The sequence below is a fragment of the Polaribacter sp. Asnod6-C07 genome (assembly GCF_045063625.1).
In the GTDB taxonomy this organism is placed as follows: domain Bacteria; phylum Bacteroidota; class Bacteroidia; order Flavobacteriales; family Flavobacteriaceae; genus Polaribacter; species Polaribacter vadi_A.
Genome location: NZ_JBEFOF010000005.1, coordinates 1,729,481 through 1,753,288 on the forward strand (window position 1 = coordinate 1,729,481; position 23,808 = coordinate 1,753,288).

Here is a 23,808-nt window from a genome sequence, read left to right on the forward strand (position 1 = left end):
TTTAAACTTTAAATACTTTTTAAAAATTTTACGGTTAACTTAATTTCTGTGCCAATTTTTGGTTTAGAGATAATGGCAACTTTTCCATCAATTTCACTCATCCTTTTTTCCATGTTAGATAAGCCATTGCCTAAATGCACTGTGTTTAAATCAAAACCTTTACCATCATCAATTATAGAAATTGTACAATAATTGTTTGTTTCAGAAAGTGAAATTTTTATGTTTTTAGCATCAGCATACTTAATTGAATTATTAATGGCTTCTTGAATAACTCTAAAAACATTCATACCAGTTAGAGATGAAAAATTAGAGTTTTTATCAATATTAAAGCCAATTTCAAATTCAGTTTTATCAACTGCATTTTTAGCTTTTTCTATAAATGATAAAACTCTAGTATGTAAATCTTCTACAGAAATTTGACTTTTATTCATTGCCCAAATTGTATCTCTTAGTTGATGAATTGTATCACCTGTAAAAGAGCTAATATTAGTTAATTTGTCTTTCAGTTTAGTACTTGCATCTTTAGAAATATACTTTAAATTGTCTATAGATGAAATAATAAAGGTGAGTTGAGATCCGATATTATCGTGTAAATCTCTTGATATTCTTAAACGCTGTTCTTGTAACCTATTTTGAGTTTTTATTTTAGAAAGTGCTTCTTTTAAATTAATTTCTTTTTGTAGTTGTTTTCTTTTAAATTGATTTTTTTTATAAACTCCAAAAAAGATGATTCCCAAAATTATAACTGTAAATATTAAAATAATCAGATATAAAGTTCTGTTTTTAAGAGCTAATTCTTGTGCTAAAAGTTGTTTTCTTTGAACTATTATTTCTTTCTCTTTCTTTTCTGTTTTGTATTTTATTTCGAAATCAGAAATTTTTTCTTTGAGGGTGTTTTTAGTTAAATCCTTTTCAATATCATATTGTTTTTTTAAATATTGATACGCTTTTGTAAACTGTTTTTTTTCTGCATACAAAGAAGATAAGTTTTTGTAAACACTTGCATTATCTGATGGATTATTAGCTTTTTCTATAATTGGTAAAGCTTGTAGTAGATAATTTTCTGCAATATTTAGATTTTTAAGTTTTAAATAATTTACACCTAAATTTAAATATGTAATTCTTAAAGTTTGATTATCGTTTGCTTTTATAGCATCTGGTAGTACAGATTTATAAATTTCAATAGCTTTTTTTGGTTGATTTCTTACAGTTGCTAGTTGGGCAATTCCTGTTTTGTTAAATAATATAACTTTACCATAATTTATAGTATTGGCTATATTTAAAGATTTCTGATAATAATTTTCTGCTTTGCTATAAAAAGTAGTGTCATTCTCTTGCTCTCCAATTTCTTTATACATGCCTGCAACATTATACAAACTGTTGGCAACATCAATTTGGCTAGTTCCATTTTTTTTAATTTCTAAAGCATTTAGATAAAATTCCAGCGCTTTTTCATATTCTTTCATGTCTTCGTAAATCAAACCAATATTGTTAAAAGATTTACCAAGAGCTGTAGAATCATTTAGTTTTTCTGCTAAAGAAATGGCTTTTTTATGCACATCTAAAGAGGCTTCAGCTTTTCCTAAATAAGACATTGCAAGTGCTTTATTGTTCAAAAAACGTAGTTGATCTTCATTTATATTTTCTTTTTCTGCTAATTCTAAGGCTTTAGAGAAATTGTTTAAAGCACCTTTAAAATCACCTTTGTAAAAATGTAACACTCCAAAATCTCCATAATATTTGCTGTATAATTGGTAGTTGTAGTTGTTTTTTAATTTTGCCCAAGCTTTATTGTAGTTTTCTTCAGATTTATTGTAATCTCCTTTAACAATATAAAATTGTGCATATTTTAGAATTGCATTTATATAAGTTTTTTCTAAACTTGGTTTATTTTTGGTTAGCTGTACTACTTCCTTAATATAATATTCTGAAGAATCTTTATTTTGATTAAAATAATTATCGATCAATAACATCATTGTGCTTGCTTTTTTGTCAATTTCTGATGTTGTTTTTAAGCTTTTTTTCAAGCTATCAATTTTTGTAGTTTGAGCTAAATTGATAGAACTATAGATTAGCAGTAATTGAAGAATAATGGTTTTAATTTTTTTCATAAAACAATAAGTATCAGGTAACCAATTTAAAGAAAAGATTTTAATTCAAAATTTCATCCAAAGAAAAATGAATGTTTATTAAAGAAACTTTAATGGTTTTTATTTTTTTTAAAATTGATTCTTGAATAAGTTCAACTTTTTTAGACTTATCTTTTAATAGATAAAACTGTTTATTTTCTTGTTGAATTTCTTTGTGGAAAAGTTCAATTTTTTTTTGTTCTATTTTTTTTAACTTGTTATAAGTAATACGAAACCAAACACTTAAAAATAATGTTGTTAAACTCAATAAATTTAGAGTTAAAATTAGCTTAGTAGTCATAAATTTTTCTTTAGTTATTTTTTTGTCTAAAAATCATTGAAATTACATCAAAAAAAAATACGACTAATGCCGTATTTTTTTCCCTTTCACAACATTTAATTTTTATAGCTATTTTAATTTAGGTAATATTTCGTCTAATTGATTTTCTAAAAACGCATTACAAGCATTATAAAAGCCTTGTGCATATTTATCTCCATCAACTTCAATCCATTTTGTGGTTGTAGAATAACGATCAGCTTTAGCATCTAAGTAGTTAGAAAACGTGGTAAAAGAAGTTGGTACAAAAGAACCTTGTTTTTGATATGCAACAATTTTTTGTTTTTTTACAATATCATTAATTTCTAAATCTTCTTTTAAACTACCAGTATAATTAGCTTGTACTTGATCATAAAAAGCAATATTAGAATTTACACGATGTACATCAGATGCTCCTTTTATTTTCACAGAACCAAATAATTTACCTAAAGTAGATTTTTTCTCTTTAAATTTTTGAGGAATGGTAATTGCGTATTCTCCTGCCAAACGTAAATTTGTTTTAATTTTTACCTTTGCAGCTCTTCCTTTCATCCAATCATTACCAGATTCAGAGAAAATTACGTATAAATTTACATCAGCAACAATTACATTGCCTAGTTGTTTTGCAAGTTTAGGTTGAATGTTCCATCCCAAACCAAAAAAACCTTTTTTCTTATGATAAAAAGTATAATTTTCTGGTACACAAGTAATAATTCCTGTAAGGTTTTCTATTAAATTAGGCCCTGTTGTTTTGTCCCAATCTTTAATAGCATCAACTTTTGCAACTTCTTCTGTAGTAATAATTTCATAACCTGCATCTTCTAATTTTTTCATGTAATTTTTATACAGCAAATTTGTTTTCTCTTGCATTAATTTTCCGTCAATACCACTTAAACCAACTGCGGCTTTTGCTGTTGCACTACTAGTATTACCACCAATTCTACCTCCATTTCCTCCAGCTTTAAAGTCTATAGCTTCTTTATATACTTCAAAATTTACATTAAAAGAATTTATATAGATTCTTTTAGATGCTTTTTTCATCGTTTTAAATGCCCACTTTTTGTTAGTGGTTTTTAAATTACCAATACTTTGAGCACTTAAAGAAAGTGTTAAACATATAAGACTAATTGAAAATAGTAATTTTTTCATTTTATGAATTTTAAAAGTTACCCTACAAAAATCTTTAATAATGAAAGTTAAGACAATACGTCAAATGACGTATATTTTAAATAAATAAGGAAGATGATTTTTTAGAATTTGATAAAAGAAAACGCTTTCTGAATTTTATCTTTTTTCTCTTCTAAATTTTTAAGAAACTGTTGATGTTGTTCAGAATTCTCATTAAAAGGTCTGTGTAAAATTCCTTTTTGAATTGCATCAATTGTAGCCATTGTTGGTTTAGATGCTTCAGAAAACCAAGTTGCTACAAACCTTTCCCAAATATAATTTATAGCAGTTTTATTCGGATGAATCATATCTTCATTATAAAAACGATAATCGCGTAATTCATCCATCATAATTTCATAAGAAGGAAAATAATGTGTGTTTTTTCTTTCATCAATTATTTGATGTATAGCTGTAATTAGGTGGCTTTTACTTTGTGTGTTTTCTATAAAACCATCCTTTAAATGTCTTACAGGCGAAACTGTAAACAAAATTGTTAAATTCTTATTTACAGATTTTATCAATGCAATTGTTGAAGCTAAACTTTCTGTAATTTCATTAACAGATAAGAGTTCTTTTAAGAATTTTTTTTGTGGAATTTTATGACAGTTTGTAACAATTTTGTCACTTTCTATATGTCTGTAAACCCAAGAAGTACCCAATGTAATTACAATATGTGATGCTTCCTCTAATTTTTTATTTGTTACTGTAATTGCTGAATTTAAATGATTTAATATCTCACTTTTATCTAAAGAACTTAAGCTTGAATGTGCATCAAAAGAATGCCAAATTTCATTTTGATAAATTAAATCTTCTTCAACATATTTTTTTTGGTTGATAGCATTTGTGATTAAGTTTTCTATTGCAATAGGATGAAACAAAATACCAAACGGATTTTGAGATGATTGAAACTTAAAATAGTTTAATTGATGACCAATATTATCAGAAAAGCAAGAGCCAAACAACAACAGTTTAGAGTTGTAATTAATTTGGGCTCTAGTTTCTTTTTTAATGGCAATTTTTGTTTGTAGTTTCATTTCTATAAAAGTGAATTTTACTATTTATTAAATAAAAACGAACTTACATACCAAATTCCAAGACCAGAAAGAATCAAGACAATTAAGATGATAAAAAGTATAATAAAAAAAGAAAATTTACTCTTTTTTTTTTTCAAACTATATATTCTTTTGCCTTTTCTAAAACTTTAGGTATTCCTCCAGGATTTTTACCTCCAGCAGTAGCAAAGAAAGGTTGGCCTCCTCCACCTCCGTGAATTAATTTACCCAATTCTCTAACTACAGTTCCTGCATTATAACCACGTTCGTTGGCTAATTCTTTAGAAATATAACAAGTTAACATTGCTTTGTCTTTTTTAGGTGCAGTAGCAAATAATAAAAATAAATTCTGATGTTCTTTACCCAAACCAAAAGCTAAGTTTTTAATTCCGTTTGCGTCTAAATCTACTTTAGTAGCTAAAAACTGTACTCCGTTAATTTCTTGTAATTGGTTTTTAATTTCTCCTGATAAATTTTGTGCTTTTTCTTTTAGCAGTTGCTCAACTTGTTTTTGTAAATCAGCATTTTCATCTTGTAATTTTTGAACTGCTTTTACAGGGTCTTTTGCATTGTTTAATAAATCTTTTACTTCGAATAAAGTTCTGTTATTATCAAAATAAAAGTCTTTAACAGCATCATTTGTAATTGCTTCAATTCTACGAATTCCTGCAGCAACAGCACTTTCAGATTTAATTTTAAAATGCCAAATATCACCAGTATTTTTTACGTGAGTTCCACCACAAAGTTCTATAGATTTACCAAATTTAATTGCTCTAACAGTATCTCCATATTTTTCGCCAAATAATGCCATTGCTCCATCAGCAATTGCTTTTTCCATGGTAATATTTCTGCTTTCTTCTAAAGGTAGTTTGCCAGAAATACGTGCATTTACAAAGTTTTCTACATCACGTAATTCATCAACAGTTAATTTAGAAAAATGAGAAAAATCGAAACGTAAATATTTAGAATGTACAGCAGAGCCTTTTTGCTCTACATGTATACCTAAAACTTCTCTTAAAGCTTGATGTAAAAGGTGAGTGGCTGTATGGTTACACTCAGTTCTGTAACGTTGTTTTTTATCTACATTTGCTTTAAAATGAGCATTTATATTTTCGGGTAAATTTTTAGTGAAATGAATAATTACATTGTTTTCTTTTTTGGTATCAAGAATATAAATAACATCGCCATTTGCATTTTCTAAATACCCTTTATCACCAACTTGCCCTCCACCTTCTGGATAAAAAGGAGTTAAATTAAAAACTAATTGATACATTGTTCCGTCTTTTTTAGAAGTAACTTTTCTGTATCGTGTAATTTTTACATTGGCTTCTAAAAAATCATAACCAATAAATTCTTGTACAGCATCATCAACTAAAACTGTCCAATCTTCTGTAGACATTTCGCTTGCTGCACGAGATCTGTTTTTTTGTTTTTGCAATTCTGCTTCAAAACCTTTTTCATCTAAAGTATATCCTTTTTCTGATAAAATTAAAGCAGTTAAATCTATAGGGAAACCAAAAGTATCATATAATTCAAAAACTTTATCGCCAGAAATTTCTTTTGTTTTTGCTGATGCAATAATACCATCTAACAAAACCAAACCTTGATCTAACGTTCTTAAAAACGAAGTTTCTTCTTCTTTAATAACGTTTTCTATCAGCTGTTTTTGAGCTTTAATTTCTGGGAAAGCTGTTCCCATTTTTTTGCTTAAAACATCAACTAACCTATAAATAAAAGGTTCTTTTTTATCTAAAAATGTAAATCCGTAACGAACTGCTCTTCTTAAAATTCTACGAATTACATAGCCAGCACCTGTGTTGCTTGGTAGTTGACCATCAGCAATAGAAAAAGCTACAGCTCTAACATGATCAGAAATTACGCGAGTTGCAATATCTTGTTGTTCGTTTTTGCCATATTTAGTATTGGTAATGGCTTCTATTTCTCTTATAATTGGTGTAAAAACATCAGTATCATAATTCGATTGAACATCTTGTAAAACCATACACAAACGTTCAAAGCCCATTCCTGTATCTATATGTTTGTTTGGTAAATCTTCTAAAGAACCATTGGCTTTTCTATTATATTGCATAAAAACCAAGTTCCAGATTTCTACCACTTGTGGATGATCTTCGTTTACTAAAGTTTTACCATCTACTTTTGCTTTTTCTTCTGCAGAGCGAATATCAACGTGAATTTCAGAACAAGGTCCACAAGGTCCTTGCTCTCCCATTTCCCAAAAATTATCCTTTTTGTTTCCTTTTAAAATACGATCTTCAGATATAAATTGTTTCCATAAATCGTAAGCCTCTGTATCCATACCTAAATCATCAGCATCATCAGAACCTTCAAAAACGGTTACATATAAAATGTCTTTATCAATTTTGTAAACTTCAGTTAACAATTCCCAAGCCCAAGCAATAGCTTCTTTCTTAAAATAATCGCCAAAAGACCAGTTACCTAACATTTCAAATAAAGTATGGTGATACGTATCGTAACCAACTTCTTCTAAGTCATTGTGTTTACCAGAAACACGCAAACATTTTTGCGAATCTGTAATTCTATTCTTTTTAGGAGTTCCATTACCTAAAAAGTATTCTTTAAAAGGCGCCATTCCAGAATTAACAAACATTAATGTTGGATCGTCTTTTGTAACCATTGGTGCAGAAGGAACTACTAAATGAGATTTTTCTTTAAAAAAGTTTAAAAAAGTAGCGCGAATTTCTTGAGATTTCATAAAAAAGAAGTTTCCAACAAGTTGGATTTTGTTAATTTATTTTTAAAAAACTGCTATAAAATAAGCAGTTGTAAAACATTTTGTAAATTTGTTTGTTCTTTAAGTAAGGTTATTTAAATATAACGTTACAAAAAACACAAAAATAGTATATTTAAGAATATGGCAAAAGTAAAATATTATTATGATGAGAATACTCTTTCTTACAGAAAAATTGCTGTAAAAAAGAGTGATAAGTATCGTAAAGTAATATTTAGTTTTTTAGGAGTAGTTTTAATTGCATTTTTTGGTTTTATCGGTTTTAGTCAAATTTTAATGTCGCCCTCTGAACGAGCTCAAAAAAGAGAGTTAGAAAATTTAAAATTGCATTACGAACTTATTGAAAAAAGATTAGAAGAGAGTTCTTCTATATTATCTCAATTACAAGAAAGAGATAATAATATTTACAGAAGTTATTTTGAGGCAAACCCAATACCAGAAGAACAGCGTAAAGCTGGTTTTGGTGGTGTAAATAGATATAAAAACTTAGAAGGTTTTGATAATTCTGATTTAATTACCAAACTAACAAAAGAAGTAGATATTTTATCGAAACAAATGGTGGTGCAATCTAAATCTTTAGACGAAATTGTAGAACTTGCCAAAGAAAAGAAAGAAATGTTAGCTGCAATTCCTGCAATTATTCCTGTAAAAAAAGGAGATTTTTATGTGGCTTCTGGTTATAAAATGAGAATGCATCCTATTTTAAAAATAAATAAGTTTCATAAAGGGATGGATTTTACAGCACCAAAAGGTACACCAGTTTATGCTTCTGGAGATGGTAAAATACATAGAGCACAAAGAAGTAGTACGTTTGGTAAAGTAATTTATATAGACCATGGTTATGGTTACAAAACCATTTATGCTCATTTAAGTAAAATGGTAGTTAAAAGACGCCAAGAAGTAAAAAGAGGAGACTTAATAGGTTATATTGGTAATACAGGTTTATCTGTGGCACCACATTTACATTACGAAGTACATAAAAATGATAGAGCTGTAAACCCTATAAATTTTTATTACGGAGATTTGTCTTTAGAAGAATTTGCTACTTTACAAAGAACATCAGAAGAAAGTCAATCTTATGATTAGTGTTTTTTAGTTTTAGAGATAAGAAACAAGAAAAAACTAAAGATGATAGATTGGATTTGGATTAAAAAACCTGAAAAAAGAATCTATTGTTTACCTAAGCTTCTAAAAGTCTTTTTTAACTTTGAAAAACTGAAAATTGAAAAATGCACATAGATTTACCCGAAAAACGTTATTATAAAATCGGCGAAGTTGCCAAAGCATTTGGTGTAAATGCTTCCTTAATTCGTTTTTGGGAAAAAGAGTTTGCTATTATTAAACCTAAAAAAAACGCCAAAGGCAATCGACTTTTTACTCAAGAGGACATCAAAAATTTTAAGCTAATATTTAATTTAGTAAAAGAAAGAGGTTTTACTCTAGAAGGCGCAAAGCAAAAGCTTAAAAAAAATCCGGAAGGTATTTATAATAATCACGAAATTATTAGCAGATTAGAAAGCGTAAAAGCAGAATTGATTAAAATTAAAAATCAGTTGTAACAAATGTTTATTTGTTGTGTCTAATCCGTAGGAAAACGTCTGTTATTTTTTAGATTCTAAAGAATAATCGATAATATTGTAACACAAAAAATCAATCAATTAAAATTTAGAAATTATGAAAAAATGGTTAATTCCAGTAATAATTATAGCAGTTTTAGCTTTTTATGGATACAGCAGAGCAAAAGGATTTAATAATGATGCAGTTGTTTTACAAGAAGATGCAAAAACAGAATGGTCTAATGTAGAAAGTGCTTACCAACGTAGAAACGATTTAATTGGTAACTTAGTAAAAACGGTTCAAGGAGCTGCAGATTTTGAAAAAAGTACACTGACAGAAGTAATTAATGCAAGAGCAAAAGCAACTTCTGTAAACATTAATGCAGGAGATTTAACACCAGATAAATTAGCACAATTTCAACAAGCACAATCTGGTTTAACAGGTGCATTATCTAAATTATTAGTTTCTGTAGAACGTTACCCAGATTTAAAAGCAAATGCAAATTTCTTAGAATTACAAAGTCAGTTAGAAGGTACAGAAAACAGAATAAATGTTGCTAGAGATCGTTTTAACGAAGATGTAAATAAATACAACAAACACATTAAAATTTTTCCAAATTCAATATTTGCTGGTTGGTTTAATTTTGATGAAATGGCTAGATATAAATCTAACCCAGGTTCTGAAAATGCAGTTGATGTAAATTTCGAATTTTAATTTTTAAATCACATAAATGTCTAAAGTAGAAGCTTTTTTAACCAAAGAAGAAGAGCAAGAAATTATTGAAGCTATTCGAATTGCAGAGAAAAATACTTCTGGTGAAATTCGTGTACATATAGAAGCTACAGCAGATAAAGATCATTACGAACGCTCTTTAGAAGTTTTTCATCTTTTAAAAATGAACAATACAAAAGATGAAAATGCTGTGCTGATTTACGTTGCTGTAAACGATAAAAAGTTTGTGGTTTATGGTGATAAAGGCATTAATAAAGTTGTGCCTAAAGACTTCTGGAATTCTACCAAAGATGTAATGCAAAATCATTTTAAAAACGCCAATTTTAAACAAGGTATTGTTGATGGTGTTTTAAAAGCTGGTGAAGAATTAAAAACGCATTTTCCTTGGCAAATAGATGATGAAAACGAACTTTCTAATGAAATTTCTAAAGGATAATGATGATTCGTAAACAGTTTTTTAAAGATAGTTTTCAGTGGGCAGATATGTGTAAAAAGTTGTTGTTTGTAACCGCTTTTGTTTTTTCATTAAATACCTTTTCTCAAGGATTTGAAATCCCTGAAACACCTAAGTTTCAAACTAGTGTTTACGATTATGTTAACCTACTTTCTTCAAACCAAAAAAAGAACTTAGAAAATAAATTAGTTCGTTATTCAGACACAACATCAACCCAAATTGTAATTGCCATAATAGCATCTACAGAAGGAGAAAATATAAACTATTTAGCTGCAAATTGGGGAGAAAAATGGGGAATTGGAGATGAGGAAAAAGATAATGGAATTCTTGTTTTATTAGCCAAAGACGATAAAAAAATTGCTATTCAAAATGGTAGAGGAGTAGAGCATTTAATGACAGATTTTCAATCGAAAAGAATTATAGATAGAGTTATAATTCCTGAGTTTAGAAAAGGCGATTTTTATGCAGGTTTAAATAAAGGATCTGATTATATTTTTAGAACTTTAAATGGCGAATTTAAAGGAACTCGACAACAAGAGTCAGAAGGGTTTGATCCTGGAGTTATCATTTTTGTAATTGTTATAATCATCTTTTTTATTCTAATTTCTAGAGGAAATAAAAATAATAGAGGTGGAGGAAGAGGTTATAGAAGAGGTTCTGTAGCAGGCTCAATTTTAGATACCATTATTTTAAGCAACGCTGGTAGAGGAGGAGGAAGCTTTGGAGGTGGTTTTGGTGGTTCTTCTGGTGGAGGCTCTTTTGGTGGAGGTGGCTTTGGTGGCGGATTTGGAGGTGGCTCTTTTGGAGGTGGAGGTGCTTCTGGAGGCTGGTAAAAACCTATTTTTTACTTTCTAAAGTAAAGAAAATTAATACCCAAAATTTTATGTTAATGAAAAAGCTTATTATATCATTCTGTTTGTTATTTTTTTATAGTTGTCAGAATTTTGGACAATTAGAAATGATTGCTGGTTTACCAAAAGTTTTAGATGAAGTTTCTGGAACAGAGACCATAAAAGGTTCTGATTTAATTTGGATGCTGAATGATTCTGGAAATCAACCCAAATTGTTTGCTGTTTCTGAAGAAGGTAAAATTCTAAAAGAGATTTATGTTAAAACGAAAAACCACGATTGGGAAGATTTAACTGCGGATAAAAAAGGTAACTTATACATTGGTGATTTCGGAAATAATAACAGCAAAAGAAAGAATTTAAGAATTTTAAAAGTTGATAAAAAGTATTTAAATAAAAAAAATGCTGAGGTAGAAAAGATTGAATTTGAGTATGAAGATCAGAATAAATTTCCACCGAAAAAGAAAAATTTATTCTTTGATTCAGAATCTTTTTTTTACCACAATAATCACTTTTATATTTTTACAAAAAGTAGAACAAAGAAAAAATACGGAAAAACTTCTTTGTATAGAATTCCTGCAGAAAAAGGAAAACATAAAGCAACGTTAATTGGCAAATTCGATAATGGTAAAAAAACAGACTCTTGGATTACCTCTGCAGATATTTCTGACGATGGCAAAAAAGTGGTACTGTTATCACAAAAAAATATTCTAATTTTTACAGATTTTAAAGGCGATAATTTTTTGTCTGGTAATGTAAAAGAAATTGAATTAACCCACGAAACCCAAAAAGAAGGAATCTGTTTTAAAGATAATACTACTTTATTGATTACTGATGAAAAATCGGGTGGAGAAGGTGGTAATTTATATCAATTAAAATTCGAATAAAACTACATATTTATACAATAATAAAGCCCAACCTGCTGCTAAAAACAAGCCTCCTAAAGGCGTAATTGGTCCTAAAAACTTTAGTTTCTTATTTTTTGCTGACGAAATAACGAGTCCGTAAATAGAGAAAGAAAACAGAATTACACCAATTATAAATGCATTAACTATGTAATTATCTATGATTAAAGTATCATCTAAATTAAAGCCTAACATAAGTAAAACTATTGCATGATACATTTGGTATTTTACGCCAGTTTCAAAACTTTGTAGTTGTTCTGTACTTAGTGTTTTCTTTAATAAATGTGCGCCAAATGCACCAAAAATGATTGCTAAACACCCAAAAATACTACCAGAAATTAATGCTAATTGACTCATATTTTAAAAATCAAAACCTACTTTAAATGCAATACGCATTCCATCATCTCCATTAAAAGCGCCTATATTACCTACAAATATGTTAGCAGCGTTAAAAAATATTCCACCTCCATAAGAAGTATTTGGTGTTCCATTTTCTGTAATAAGTATCGTTAAATTATCTGGTGTGTTCCAAACTTTACCATAATCAAAGCCACCAAAAACACCAATATTCATTGGTAATAAACTTGTTTTAACACTTCTTAAATTTAAACGTACATCTGTAGTATGATAAAATGCATTTTTACCTGTAAAACGTTCATTTCTATAAGCACGTAAACCATCATTACCTCCAATTGTTGCAGCTTGGTAAAACTCGAAATTATTACCAAAAGTAAATTGCCCTTTTACTTTAGAAGCTAATACTAATCGACCATTAGGTATCAGTTTATGTGTAATTGCCAAAGAAGTATTATTGTAAGCAAAACTTCTTTTTTCATCTAAATTTCTAGTATAGCCAAACTTAGTGTCGAATTCCATACCTAATGTCGTAAAAGCAGGATTATCTGAGTGTTTGTAGTTATAACTTGCTTCTGTATTTAAAAAGTTTTGTTCTTTAAATATTCTATTATCTATAGCGTAATTTGCTTCTAAAAATCTACCTTCAGTTCTTTCAATATCGAAGCTTTGGTAGTTTAATCCTATTTTTAAAGCAGCACCTAAATCTCCTCTTATTTTTATAAACGTACCTAATTGAATTTGACCAATTTTAACTCTATTATAATCTCTGTCTTCATCATCTTTATTTGCTTCTGGATTTAAAGAATTGTTACCATAACCAAAAAAGTTAGATGAATAATTAGGGCTGTTAAACTTTGCTTCAAAACCAAGGTTCCATCTATCAAAAATATTTGCAATTTCTGAAGAGTATCCTAACTCAAAACCATTAGTGGCAAAATAATAGTTCGCAGAAATTACGTGTTGTCTTGTAAATGGGTTTCTCTCAAAAGAATTTACCAAAAAAAGATATTTTAAACCAACTTTTACTCCATCATCTGGGTTGTAACCAATTGCAGGTGAGATTTTACTCTGTTTATGTTTTAGTTTTTTGTAATCGTAGGTATTGGTCTTATAATCGTCTGTAATTTTTTTATGTATGTTTTTTGTTATAAATGTATTTTTCTTGGATTTATAATCATATACCTTAACATCATGTTGTTTTCTAATGTCGTAAACATCATTATTTAAACCACCAATAATTTTTATTTTAATACTTTTTTTACCATTGGCACCTGTTAATAAAAATTCATCATCATCATCTAAACCATAAATCCAGATTTCTTTGGTAATGTCATATTTATAGCGTCTATTATGAATAATAGTTCCTTTTTTACCATCTTTTATTCTGTAGGCTGTAATTTTTGTATCACCATTAACAAAACGTTCTATCTCGAATCTATCATCTTTATTTGTTCCTGTAATTATTTGAAATTCATTTAAATAATAAAAATAATTATCAGAAATCTTTTGAAGATTTTCTCTTCTTCCTTTTAGTTTTCTCTTAATTTCATTTATAGTTTTACCTCTAACTTCTGTAGGGAAATTAGAAAAAGCACTCTCTATAATTTCATCTGTTATTTGATTTTGAATGAAGCTAACCTGTTTATCCCAAACTTTTTTATCAGAAGCAGAAATTAAAGTCATATCTAAAGGATGACCAGATAAATTAAACCATTTTGTACTTTTTATATCCTCTTCGTAAGAACGCATACCTCTTAAAGTTGGTATTAATTTGGTGAATACGTTTAAAAGAATTCCGTCTGCAAAAACAGAAAAAGCCTGATCTCGATCTCTTGGTACAGGTCTGTAAATAATCTTATCATTTTCTTTAAATTCTGCCCATCTCCATTGGTCTTGGTGTCTGTCCCAATCTCCTATTAACATATCAAATAATCGAGCTCTTATATAAGCTTCTTCATCTAAAGTATATTTTTCATCCTTTTTAAGGTTTTTTCTTAAATCATCTGTACTAATAATTTCATCAGAATAACCAAAGTTTTCTTTATCTCCATGACCATCTGCAGTTCTGGCTTCAATCATATACAATTCATCACCATAATCTGTATTGAATTCTCCCAAAGTTTCTTGCTTAGGCACATAATATAATATAGGGTTTGTATGATAAATATTAATTGCATCTGCTAATTGAGCAATGGTAAATGGAGCATAAGGATGTGAGCCTGTAAAAACGTCTAACAACAAGCTTTCTGTATATGTCTTTTTAAACTGACCCTCTACATATTGATCTTTAAAAGCAACCGCTTGTAAATACTGTACAGCATTTTTTCTTAAAGCTCGCATTACATATTCTTTACCTTCTTTATCTTCTAATCGTAAAGATTTAGATTGATGTCCTCCACCTCTTCTAATAGGTTTTAAACCACCATATAAAGTATCTAAACTTACTGTTGGCGCATTTATTTTTTGACCAAAAAACTTTCTGTATCTCTTACCCCAAAGTAAATTATAAACACCACTTTTTGTAGTTTCTTTATCTGTATAAATAGAGGCTTCTTTTTCTGATAATTCTGCATTTGGGAAAGCATCAAACTTAATAATACTATCAGCTTCGAATACATTAGCTTCATAAACAATTTTACGATCTTTTGCAGTATAATAGTGCACTGTAGAAGAACCATCTGTATATATATCTAACCTTGCAAAACCTTGTGTGCCATAAGAAAATAAACCTCCGTTTACATTTTTTGTAGCTGTAACTTTAGAGCCAGAACCACTAACTATTTGCGGTATGTTGTCTTGCACAATATATTGTAAGTTATGCTCATGACCAGAAACAAGAATTATTTTTTCGTTTTGCTGTGCTAAACTAATAATACGTTTTCTAAGTTCATTGTATTTATCATTTTGTTGATCTGTATTTGTAACTCCAGATGTTTTTCTTAAAATATTTAAGGCACTACCAAAAATTGGTAAAGGTTTCATATGGCTTTTAAAAGAGTAATAACCTCCATGAGGACCATTTGTAAATACAGGATGATGTATGGCTAAAAGTGTCGTTTTTCCTTGCGATTTTTTAATCATTCCTTCTAACTCTTCAAAGAATTTTTCGCGAGTTTTAATTTGGCATTCATCGTTAATTCCTGGGTGATTGTCCCAGTTTGTAACATACCAATGAGAGTCTATAACTATAATATTTATGTCGTCATTTACCTCGATTTTTTCTAAAGGACATCCATTTTCTGGTAAAAAAGTATTTTTACCTAAAGCATCTTCAACTAGTTTTTCTTGTCTTTTTAACCCTTTTAAGCCACTGTACCAATCATGGTTTCCAGGAATAAATAAAGTTTTTCCAGGAAATTTTTTTCCAATATCTGTTTGTACTTTTAGTCTGTATTTAGAAAGTTCGTGTAGTTTTTTTCCTTTAGATGGAATTCCTTTAGGATAAACATTATCTCCTAAAAAAATTAAAGTAGAATTTTTATTTGCCTCTTCAATTACCTGATTTAAATAAGATAAAGCAGAATCTCTTTTATTGAATTCAGAATTACCAGCATCACCAACAAGATAAAATGAATGAAGTAGCTTTGCATCTTTTTTCTTTATGTTAAATTTTTGACCTTCTGTAACTTGCATTTTTACAGTGGCACAAGAATGTATAAATGAGATTAGTAAAAGCGCAATACAAATTTTCAATATTTTCATGGCGTAAAAATAAATATTTAAATTGACTTGTTGTAAGAATCTAAATCTTGTTTGGTATCAATATCTACTAGATTTGCTTTTATTTTAGGTGAAAGTGTATTTTTTGTGTTTTGATTGATGAAATTTTTAGCGCCTTTATCTCCTTTTATCAATAATAAATCATCATAATATTTTGATGAAAATAGTGCTGGTACTCCAAAAAAATCGCCATAATTAGAAGCAATAATCTTAGAACTATTAGCATAAAATAAAGAGATAAGTGTATTTAGATAACTAATTTCTATTGCTGGTTGATCTGCTAATAAAACCAAAACCCCATCAAATTGTAATTGATTTTTTTTAAAATAATGAATGCCAGAAACGATACTAGAACTTAAGCCTTCATTATAATTATTATTTAAAATAAAGTTGATATTTTCTGTTTTTATTTTCGATTTAATCAAATTAGCATTTGCACCTAAAACACAAAAGATATTTTTTATTGGTAGTTGTTTTGCTTTTTCTAAAGTAAGTTCTAAAAGGGTTTGATTCCCAATTTTTTCGAGCTGTTTAATACTTTTCATTCTCGAAGATTTACCAGCAGCTAATACTAAAACAGCAATATTTTTCATTTAAGAACTATGAATTTTCCCATTGATATTCCTTAAAGAAAAAGGTTCTTTTTGTCTGATAACAGATAATATTTCTGCAATAATAGAAACCGCAATTTCTTCTGGAGTTTTAGCGCCAATGTGTAAACCTGCAGGTGTGTATATGTTCTCTAAAAACTCATCAGTAATTTCTGGTGCAAATTCAATAAGCTCATTAAATAAACGTTCTCTTCTTTTTGGTGCACCTAAAATACCTATGTATTTGGGATTGTATTCAGATAATTTTACCAAATATTTTAAATCTTGCACATAACTATGATTCATAATTACAATTGCTGTGTTATCTGATATATCAGAAAACTGAATGGTTTCTGGAGTATTACCAACAACAGAGTTTGCGCCTGGAAAATCGCTCAATAATTTGCTGTCTTTTGCAGACGTTATTACATCAATTTCCCAACCTAAATTTGCAGCAATTTTACACAGTTTTACAGCATCGTGTTCACCACCAATTATGATCAATTTAAAAGCTGGCTGCAAAATTTGCGAAAAAAGTGCGATTTCATTTTTTTCTTGATGTATGAATGATTCAGAAAATGTAAATTTTTCTTGATTATAAAAAGTAACTACAGAACCAAAATTGCCAAAAGATTCATCCTTTTTAAGAAAAAAGCTGTCAATTTTTAAGGCTTCACGTTTATCTAGTGTTGTTGTAAATGTTTTTAGAAAGTTATCATCAATATAAAAAGGTTCAATTAAAATATATAAAATACCTTCGCAACCTAATTTATATCTGCCATCGTAAGTAATTACTTTGGGCTTATTATCAGAAAAAACAGATTTTGCTCTTTGAATAATTTCTTTTTCTACACAACCACCAGAAACTGCACCAACAGAGTTTAAATCTTCAGAAATAAGCATTCTAACACCTGGTTTTCTGTAAGATGAACCTTCTAAATGTACAACAGAAGCCAACACGTTTTTCAATCCTTTTTGTTGATTGATGACAGCTTGATTGATAATTTCTTTGAGTTCGTGAATCATTAAAAAATTATTTATATAACACCAATATATAATTTTTAAATTAATTCTGTTTCAATAACAGTTTGTGTAATTAATGTTTTATGTACAGGACATTTAGAGGCTATTTCTTTTAATCGTTGTTTTTGAGCATCATCTAAATTACCAATAAATTTTAGTTTTTTTTGCAAATGATCTAAACGAGTTGGCTTTTCTAAGTCAATTTTTAAATCTTCGCTATGTTTTTTAGAATAAGTGATGTAAACAAAAACCTCTTGTAAATCCCATTTTTTACGCTCAGCATATAATTTTAAAGTCATCACTGTACAAGCAGCTAAACCAGCACTTAAATAATCGTAAGGAGATGGTCCAAAATCGTCTCCACCTACACTTGTAGGTTCATCAGCAATTAAAGTATGCTTTTTTGTTTGGATAGATGTTGTGAAATTATCTTCAATTAAATTTAAATGACCAACCAATTGTTCACCTTCTGTAGATAACATTTTGTTTTCTTCTTTAGGGAAATATTTATCAACCCAAGTACCAATCATATTACCCACATAAATGCTGTCTTTTGCATTTGATAGTAAATGATCTGCGTCATCTAAACTCATAAAACTCTTTGGGTGCATAGCATTTAAATAAATTTTTTCTGCATTTTCTATACCTACAATTTTATCGAAAGGAGCGTGCATTACCAAAATTGGTTTTCTTAGTTCTTTGGTAATTTTTGGTAAATCTGTTTTGCTAAAATCTTTTACAAAATCTTGATTTATTTTAAAAGGCCTACCACCAATTTGTACTTCTACTTCACCTTTTTTTGCAATATCATTTAAAGAGTGAGAAAATAAATGTGTTACGTGATTTACGTTTGCTGGTGCACCTATAGTTGCAATTGCTTTTATATTATTTAATTGAGATGCAGCAACAATAACTGCAGCACCACCCAAAGAATGGCCAACTAATAAAGCAGGTGCTTGGTAGTTTTCTACTAAATAATTATTAACATCTAAGAGATCTTCTACGTTTGCAGAAAAATGACTTTCTGCAAATTCGCCTTCACTTCTACCTAAACCTGTAAAATCGAAACGTAAAACTCCAAAACCGTTATTAGATAAAGAACGACTAATGTTTTTAACTGCATTAAAATTACTGTTGCAAGAAAAGCAGTGTGCAAAAATTGCAAAATGATTCGGTTTTTGATTTGCTGGTAATTCTAAATATGCTTGTAATTTTAAACCTTTTCTATTCTTAATTTCTAATCTAATCGTATTCATAAAGTTTTCTTTTTATGTTAATTCCATTGTAATTCTTTTCTTTCTTGCCAATATAATTCTGGCGAAATTTTAAAAGAATTTAGTTGTTCAATATCATTATTAGAAAGTAAAAATGAGTTCGTTTTTAAATTTTCTTTTAATTGATTTAAATTACTTGCACCACTTAAAACAGTGCTTTTACCAATTGTTTGGTTGCAATATTTTAAAGCAATAGCATCTAAACCAACATTGTGTTTGTGAGCTAAGCTTTCTAAAACTGTATACATTTTATTGTAGTGTGGATATTTTTTATTTCTAAAAACTCTACCATTAGCTAAAGCTTCTTTTATTACTATTGATTTATTTTGGAGTTGTAATTCATCAATAATTTCTGATAAACTTTGGTCTAAAAAATTGTAAGTAACTTGATAAACATCAAATAATTGTTCACCATCAACCAAAACATTTAAAGCATTCTTAATCACTTCAACCTGATTTGTGCCTGTTGTAGTTAAACCTATTTTTAAATTGTGTTCTTTTTTTAAAACTGCCAATTGCTCTAAAACTGATTTGTTTTCTAAAATTCCAGTTTCTAAGGTAGCAGAATGAATTTGATATACTTTTAAATAGGGCAGAAGTTGTTCAGAAAACTGCCATTGTTCATTTAGCTTTACCAAACTATGCTCTTTAACTTCATGCACTTTTGCATTTGCATTAAAATTTGCAGTATATGTATAACCCCATTTTGTGGCAACTTTAATAGTTTCATCATTTTTGGTTTGCAACCATTCTAACAATAATTCTTCTGCTAAACCATAACCAGGAGCTGTATCAAAATATCTAATACCTAAGTTGTATGCGTTTTCTAAAACAGAAAAACTTTGTTTTTTAAAGGCATCCAAATCTGAATTGTCTACATTTTTCTGACGAATATTTATGTATTGAGGTCTTCCTAAAGCTGCTGTTCCTAATCCTATACTCATATTTTTTTTTAATTTTTCGAATTTTTAATCCCTTCAGTTTTTTGAAACTTAAAGTTTTTTTCTAATTTTTAAGAACTACAAGATAACATGGAACAACCCACTTTATTTCTAGCCCATTCAGGTCTTTTTGCAAACCATTTTTCATTTTCTGGTTGTTCTGTATAAGGTTTTTTTAAGAGTTTAAAAAGCTCATCAATTAAAGTGTAATCACCTTTATCTGCAGCATCAATAGCCAATTGTGCCATATAATTACGCAATACATATTTAGGATTTACAGCATTCATTTTTTCCTTTTTTTCTTCGGATGAAACTCGTTCTATAGCCAATCTTTTAGCATAGTTTTTAAACCAAGAGTTCCATCTAGTTTTTACATCATTTGTAAGATTTTCTATATTATAAAAAGCACTTTCTATTAATTTTAGTCCAGTTTTATCATCAGAAAAATTACTTAAATTTCTAAAGAAAATGGTCATGTCTGTTTCTATCAATTGTAAATTATCTTCTAAATTTTGAATCAATTCAACATCGTCTTCATCAGAAACAAATAAGCCCAATTTGCTTTTCATCATTTGTAAAGATTGTTTCTCAAAATCAATTTTATATTGATTTAAAATAGCTTCTAAAGGTTCAACTTCTTCAATTATTGGGTACAGAGCATTTGCGAGTTGATACAAATTCCACAACCCAATATTTGGTTGATTTCCATATCTATAACGTTTATTTTGCCTGTCTGTAGTGTTTGGTGTCCATCCAAAATCGAAACCTTCTAACCATCCATAAGGTCCATAATCTATGGTTAACCCTAAGATGGACATGTTATCAGTATTCATAACTCCGTGTACAAAACCCACTCTTTGCCAATCAATAATCATCTTTAAAGTACGTTCAGAAACTTCTTTAAAAAAGTTAATATAGGTTTCTTTTAATGGTTTTCCTAAATGCGAAAAATGATGTTTGATAGTGTAATCTGTTAAAACTTTTAAGTTTTTTACATCTTTTCTGGCAGTAAAAATTTCAAAATTCCCAAATCTTAAAAAAGACGGAGAAATTCGAGAAACAATTGCACCTTTTTCATAAGCCGGATTTCCATTGTATAATACATCTCGTAAAACTTCGTCTCCAGATAAACTTAAAGATAATGATCTTGTAGTTGGAACACCTAAATGAAACATGGCTTCTGCACATAAATATTCTCTAATTGATGAACGTAAAACAGCCAAACCGTCTGCAGTTCTAGAATAAGGAGTTTCGCCTGCACCTTTTAACTGTACTTTCCAGTTTTTATTTTGATGTTCAATCTCGAATAAATTTATGGCTCTACCATCACCTAATTGTCCTGCCCAATTGCCAAATTGATGACCTCCATAACACATTGCAAAAGGTGTTGTATTTGGGTAGACTTCATTACCAGTAAGAATTTTTTTAAAGAATTCAGTTTTAGTTTCTTCTTTTGTGATGCCTAATTCTGATGCCATTTCTTGCGAAACGTGAATTACTTTGGGTGCTTTTGTTTTTTTAGGATGTACATAAGAAAATACTGATTCAGTAACTTGTCTTCTTGAGTTTTCAAGAATTTTATCCGAAGGCAATTCTGATGTAAATGTATTTTTTAGGTTCAGTTTCATATAGTGATTTGCAACGGATTTTAAACTCCTTGTAACTTTAATTTATCTGCGTGTAATTTTCTTAATTTAGATAATTTTGGTTCAATTACAAAAGTACAATAACCTTGTCTTTTGTTATCTCTATAATAATTTTGATGTTCTTGTTCTGCATTGTAAAAAATATCTAAAGCGCTAATTTCTGTTACAATTTTATCATTATAATAAGGCTGAATTTGTTCTAAAACTTCTTTGGCTATTTTTTGTTGATTATCATTATGATAGTAAATTACAGATCTGTATTGTGTGCCTCTATCTGCACCTTGTCTGTTTAATGTTGTAGGGTCGTGAGTGGTCATAAAAATAACCAAAATGTCTTGGTAAGAAATTACATTAGCATTAAAAGTTATTTGAATTACTTCTGCATGACCTGTTAAACCTGAACAAATTTCTCTATAAGTTGGTTTGCCAGGAGCATTACCACCAGAATAACCAGATACTACTTCTTCTATTCCTTTTACTTCTTGAAAAACAGCTTCTGTACACCAAAAACATCCACCACCAATTGTGGCAATTTGTAAATTTTTATTCATTTTCTTTTTTGTCTAAAATCATAGATTCAGAGTTTATGCAATAACGTAATCCACTTGGTTCTGGTCCATCAGGAAAAATATGCCCCAAATGAGCATCGCAAGTATTGCACATTACTTCAACTCTAACCATACCAAAAGAAGTGTCTTTGTAATATTTTATTGCGTTTTCTTTTATAGGTTGTGTAAAACTAGGCCAGCCAGAGCTAGATTCGAACTTAATTGTAGAATCGAACAAAGGCGTGTTGCAACAAACACAGTTGTATTGCCCTTCTTCGTAAATACTGCACAGTGCACCAGAATGTGGTCTTTCTGTACCTTTTTTACGTGTAATTCTATATTGCTCTGCTGTTAATTGTTTTATCCATTCTTTTTCTGGTTTTTCAACTCTTTTATCTGGAATAGGATTTCCTTTTACAGTATAATTAATTATATTTTTCCAAGTAAGCATCTTTATTGTTTTGTATTGTTTTTATAGTCGTAAAAATTACTATAAATTTACGACTAAATGAATAGAATAAAAAGTTGATTTTATTACTTACTTTTGATTGATTAAAAAAAATAATTATGAGCGAATTAGTTTCTAAAGCAGAACTTTATGTATTAAATTTTTTAAGTAAAAATTTAGATGAGAAGTATGTGTATCATAATATTTCTCATACACAAAGAGTTGTAGAAAACACAACTGAGATTTGTGAAAATATAGAAATTAGTGAAGAAGAAAAAGATGATGTTTTATTAGCTGCTTGGTTTCATGATACTGGTTTTATAAAAGGTTCAACGAATCATGAAGAAGAAAGTGTTAAGATCGCCGTTAATTGGTTGCAAGAAAATGAAGTAAATGCTAAAAGAATAGCAACAATTTCTAGAATTATTTTAGCCACAAAAATGGGTGCTAAACCTGTAGACAAATTAGAAGAAATTATTGTTGATGCAGATTGCGCGCATTTGGCTTCGAAAAACTTTTTAGATTATACCTCTTTATTGAGAAAAGAGTGGGAGTTAACAGACAAAAGAAAAATGTCTGAAATAGATTGGATTGCTGGTAATATTGAGTTTTTTACCATTACACAGAAATTTTATACAGACTACGCTTTAAAGAATTGGAGTAAAAGAAAAGCTAAAAATTTAGCTAAACTGATTAAAAGTCAGAAAGAAATAGCTGATAATACTAAGAAATTTAATCAGAAACAAGAAGCTTTAGATATTAAAAAGAATAAGAGTGATGTACCTGAAAGAGGTGTAGAAACAATGTTTAGAGTGGCTTTGAGAAACCACATAACTTTAAGTGATATTGCAGATACAAAAGCTAATATTTTACTTTCGGTAAACGCTATTATAATTTCGATGTCTTTGTCTACTTTAATTCCTAAATTAGACAATCCTTCTAATGATTATTTATTAGTGCCTTCTATAATTTTTGTGCTTTTTACTGTTATTTCTATGGTTTTATCCATCTTAGCAACAAGACCTAATGTTACCCAAGGAAAATTTACAAAAGAAGATGTTGCTAACAAAAAAGTAAACTTGTTGTTTTTTGGTAATTTTCATCAAATGAAATTAGAAGAGTTTGAATGGGGAATTCAAGAAATGATGAATGATAAAGATTATTTATATGGTTCTTTAACCAAAGATTTATACTTTTTAGGTTTAGTTTTAAACAGAAAATACAATCTTTTAAGAACTACTTATACTGTATTTATGATAGGTATTATTGTAAGTGTTATTGCATTTTCTATAGCTTTTGCACTACAAGGAACCAGCCCACATACTTTATAA

At 28.8% G+C, this 23,808-nt stretch carries 20 protein-coding genes; 7 read left to right on the top strand and 13 right to left on the bottom strand.

Going from position 1 to position 23,808, the window contains the following annotated elements; all coding sequences use genetic code 11:
- Positions 1 to 8: 8 nt before the first annotated feature.
- The 4 genes from ACJJVK_RS07330 to alaS all read right to left on the bottom strand — a co-directional run bounded on the left by ACJJVK_RS07330 (position 9) and on the right by alaS (position 7,398).
- A complete protein-coding gene (locus ACJJVK_RS07330; RefSeq protein ID WP_405564682.1) occupies positions 9 to 2,111 on the bottom strand; it encodes a tetratricopeptide repeat protein in 2,103 nt (700 codons plus the stop codon).
- A gap of 427 nt (positions 2,112 to 2,538) precedes the next feature.
- Positions 2,539 to 3,594, bottom strand: coding sequence for a hypothetical protein (locus tag ACJJVK_RS07335; protein ID WP_405564684.1), 1,056 nt, complete (start codon positions 3,592 to 3,594; stop codon positions 2,539 to 2,541).
- A gap of 101 nt (positions 3,595 to 3,695) precedes the next feature.
- Positions 3,696 to 4,646 carry a GSCFA domain-containing protein gene (locus ACJJVK_RS07340; protein WP_405564687.1) on the bottom strand — a complete coding sequence of 317 codons (951 nt, stop codon included), beginning with the start codon at positions 4,644 to 4,646 and terminating at the stop codon, positions 3,696 to 3,698.
- A 133-nt stretch (positions 4,647 to 4,779) separates the two neighbouring features.
- Positions 4,780 to 7,398, bottom strand: coding sequence for an alanine--tRNA ligase (gene alaS / locus ACJJVK_RS07345; protein WP_405564689.1), 2,619 nt, complete (start codon positions 7,396 to 7,398; stop codon positions 4,780 to 4,782).
- A 159-nt stretch (positions 7,399 to 7,557) separates the two neighbouring features.
- Here alaS and ACJJVK_RS07350 point away from each other — a divergent pair, with 159 nt between their 5' ends.
- From ACJJVK_RS07350 to ACJJVK_RS07375, 6 genes are all read left to right on the top strand, one after another.
- Positions 7,558 to 8,520 carry a M23 family metallopeptidase gene (locus tag ACJJVK_RS07350; RefSeq protein WP_215993311.1) on the top strand — a complete coding sequence of 321 codons (963 nt, stop codon included), beginning with the start codon at positions 7,558 to 7,560 and terminating at the stop codon, positions 8,518 to 8,520.
- Positions 8,521 to 8,663: 143 nt separating this feature from the next.
- Complete coding sequence (locus tag ACJJVK_RS07355; protein ID WP_405564690.1) at positions 8,664 to 8,993, top strand: MerR family transcriptional regulator; 330 nt, start codon at positions 8,664 to 8,666, stop codon at positions 8,991 to 8,993.
- A 115-nt stretch (positions 8,994 to 9,108) separates the two neighbouring features.
- Positions 9,109 to 9,705 (top strand): LemA family protein, encoded by a 597-nt coding sequence (locus ACJJVK_RS07360; protein ID WP_215993313.1) that lies wholly within the window; start codon positions 9,109 to 9,111, stop codon positions 9,703 to 9,705.
- A 16-nt stretch (positions 9,706 to 9,721) separates the two neighbouring features.
- Positions 9,722 to 10,159 carry a TPM domain-containing protein gene (locus ACJJVK_RS07365; RefSeq protein WP_405564693.1) on the top strand — a complete coding sequence of 146 codons (438 nt, stop codon included), beginning with the start codon at positions 9,722 to 9,724 and terminating at the stop codon, positions 10,157 to 10,159.
- Positions 10,159 to 11,010, top strand: coding sequence for a TPM domain-containing protein (locus tag ACJJVK_RS07370; RefSeq protein WP_405564696.1), 852 nt, complete (start codon positions 10,159 to 10,161; stop codon positions 11,008 to 11,010). The genes ACJJVK_RS07365 and ACJJVK_RS07370 overlap by 1 nt, the downstream gene beginning before the upstream one ends.
- Before the next feature lie 56 nt (positions 11,011 to 11,066).
- The gene (locus tag ACJJVK_RS07375) at positions 11,067 to 11,912 is read left to right on the top strand and encodes an SdiA-regulated domain-containing protein (RefSeq protein WP_405564699.1); all 846 of its coding nucleotides are present in this window, start codon (positions 11,067 to 11,069) and stop codon (positions 11,910 to 11,912) included.
- On the opposite strand, the gene ACJJVK_RS07380 is transcribed toward ACJJVK_RS07375, so the two are convergent.
- The 9 genes from ACJJVK_RS07380 to msrB all read right to left on the bottom strand — a co-directional run bounded on the left by ACJJVK_RS07380 (position 11,898) and on the right by msrB (position 22,480).
- Positions 11,898 to 12,287, bottom strand: coding sequence for a DUF423 domain-containing protein (locus tag ACJJVK_RS07380; RefSeq protein ID WP_405564702.1), 390 nt, complete (start codon positions 12,285 to 12,287; stop codon positions 11,898 to 11,900). The two genes, ACJJVK_RS07375 and ACJJVK_RS07380, sit on opposite strands and share 15 nt — an antisense overlap.
- 3 nt (positions 12,288 to 12,290) lie before the next feature.
- Positions 12,291 to 15,989, bottom strand: coding sequence for a metallophosphoesterase (locus tag ACJJVK_RS07385; protein WP_405564704.1), 3,699 nt, complete (start codon positions 15,987 to 15,989; stop codon positions 12,291 to 12,293).
- Between the two features lie 17 nt (positions 15,990 to 16,006).
- On the bottom strand, positions 16,007 to 16,600 hold the full coding sequence (locus ACJJVK_RS07390; protein ID WP_215993317.1) for an NTP transferase domain-containing protein: 594 nt from the start codon (positions 16,598 to 16,600) through the stop codon (positions 16,007 to 16,009).
- The gene (locus ACJJVK_RS07395; protein WP_405564706.1) at positions 16,601 to 17,623 is read right to left on the bottom strand and encodes an XdhC family protein; all 1,023 of its coding nucleotides are present in this window, start codon (positions 17,621 to 17,623) and stop codon (positions 16,601 to 16,603) included.
- A gap of 35 nt (positions 17,624 to 17,658) precedes the next feature.
- Entirely contained in the window at positions 17,659 to 18,876 is a 1,218-nt protein-coding gene (locus ACJJVK_RS07400; protein WP_405564708.1) for an alpha/beta fold hydrolase, read from the bottom strand.
- A 17-nt stretch (positions 18,877 to 18,893) separates the two neighbouring features.
- The gene (locus ACJJVK_RS07405) at positions 18,894 to 19,838 is read right to left on the bottom strand and encodes an aldo/keto reductase (RefSeq protein ID WP_405564710.1); all 945 of its coding nucleotides are present in this window, start codon (positions 19,836 to 19,838) and stop codon (positions 18,894 to 18,896) included.
- A 68-nt stretch (positions 19,839 to 19,906) separates the two neighbouring features.
- Entirely contained in the window at positions 19,907 to 21,463 is a 1,557-nt protein-coding gene (locus ACJJVK_RS07410) for a protein adenylyltransferase SelO (RefSeq protein WP_405564712.1), read from the bottom strand.
- Positions 21,464 to 21,483: 20 nt separating this feature from the next.
- Positions 21,484 to 22,032, bottom strand: coding sequence for a peptide-methionine (S)-S-oxide reductase MsrA (msrA, locus tag ACJJVK_RS07415; RefSeq protein ID WP_405564714.1), 549 nt, complete (start codon positions 22,030 to 22,032; stop codon positions 21,484 to 21,486).
- Positions 22,025 to 22,480, bottom strand: coding sequence for a peptide-methionine (R)-S-oxide reductase MsrB (gene msrB / locus ACJJVK_RS07420; protein WP_405564716.1), 456 nt, complete (start codon positions 22,478 to 22,480; stop codon positions 22,025 to 22,027). Before msrB ends, msrA begins: the two co-directional genes overlap by 8 nt.
- A 116-nt stretch (positions 22,481 to 22,596) precedes the next feature.
- On the opposite strand from msrB, the gene ACJJVK_RS07425 reads away from it, so the two are divergent.
- On the top strand, positions 22,597 to 23,808 hold the full coding sequence (locus ACJJVK_RS07425; protein ID WP_405564718.1) for a Pycsar system effector family protein: 1,212 nt from the start codon (positions 22,597 to 22,599) through the stop codon (positions 23,806 to 23,808).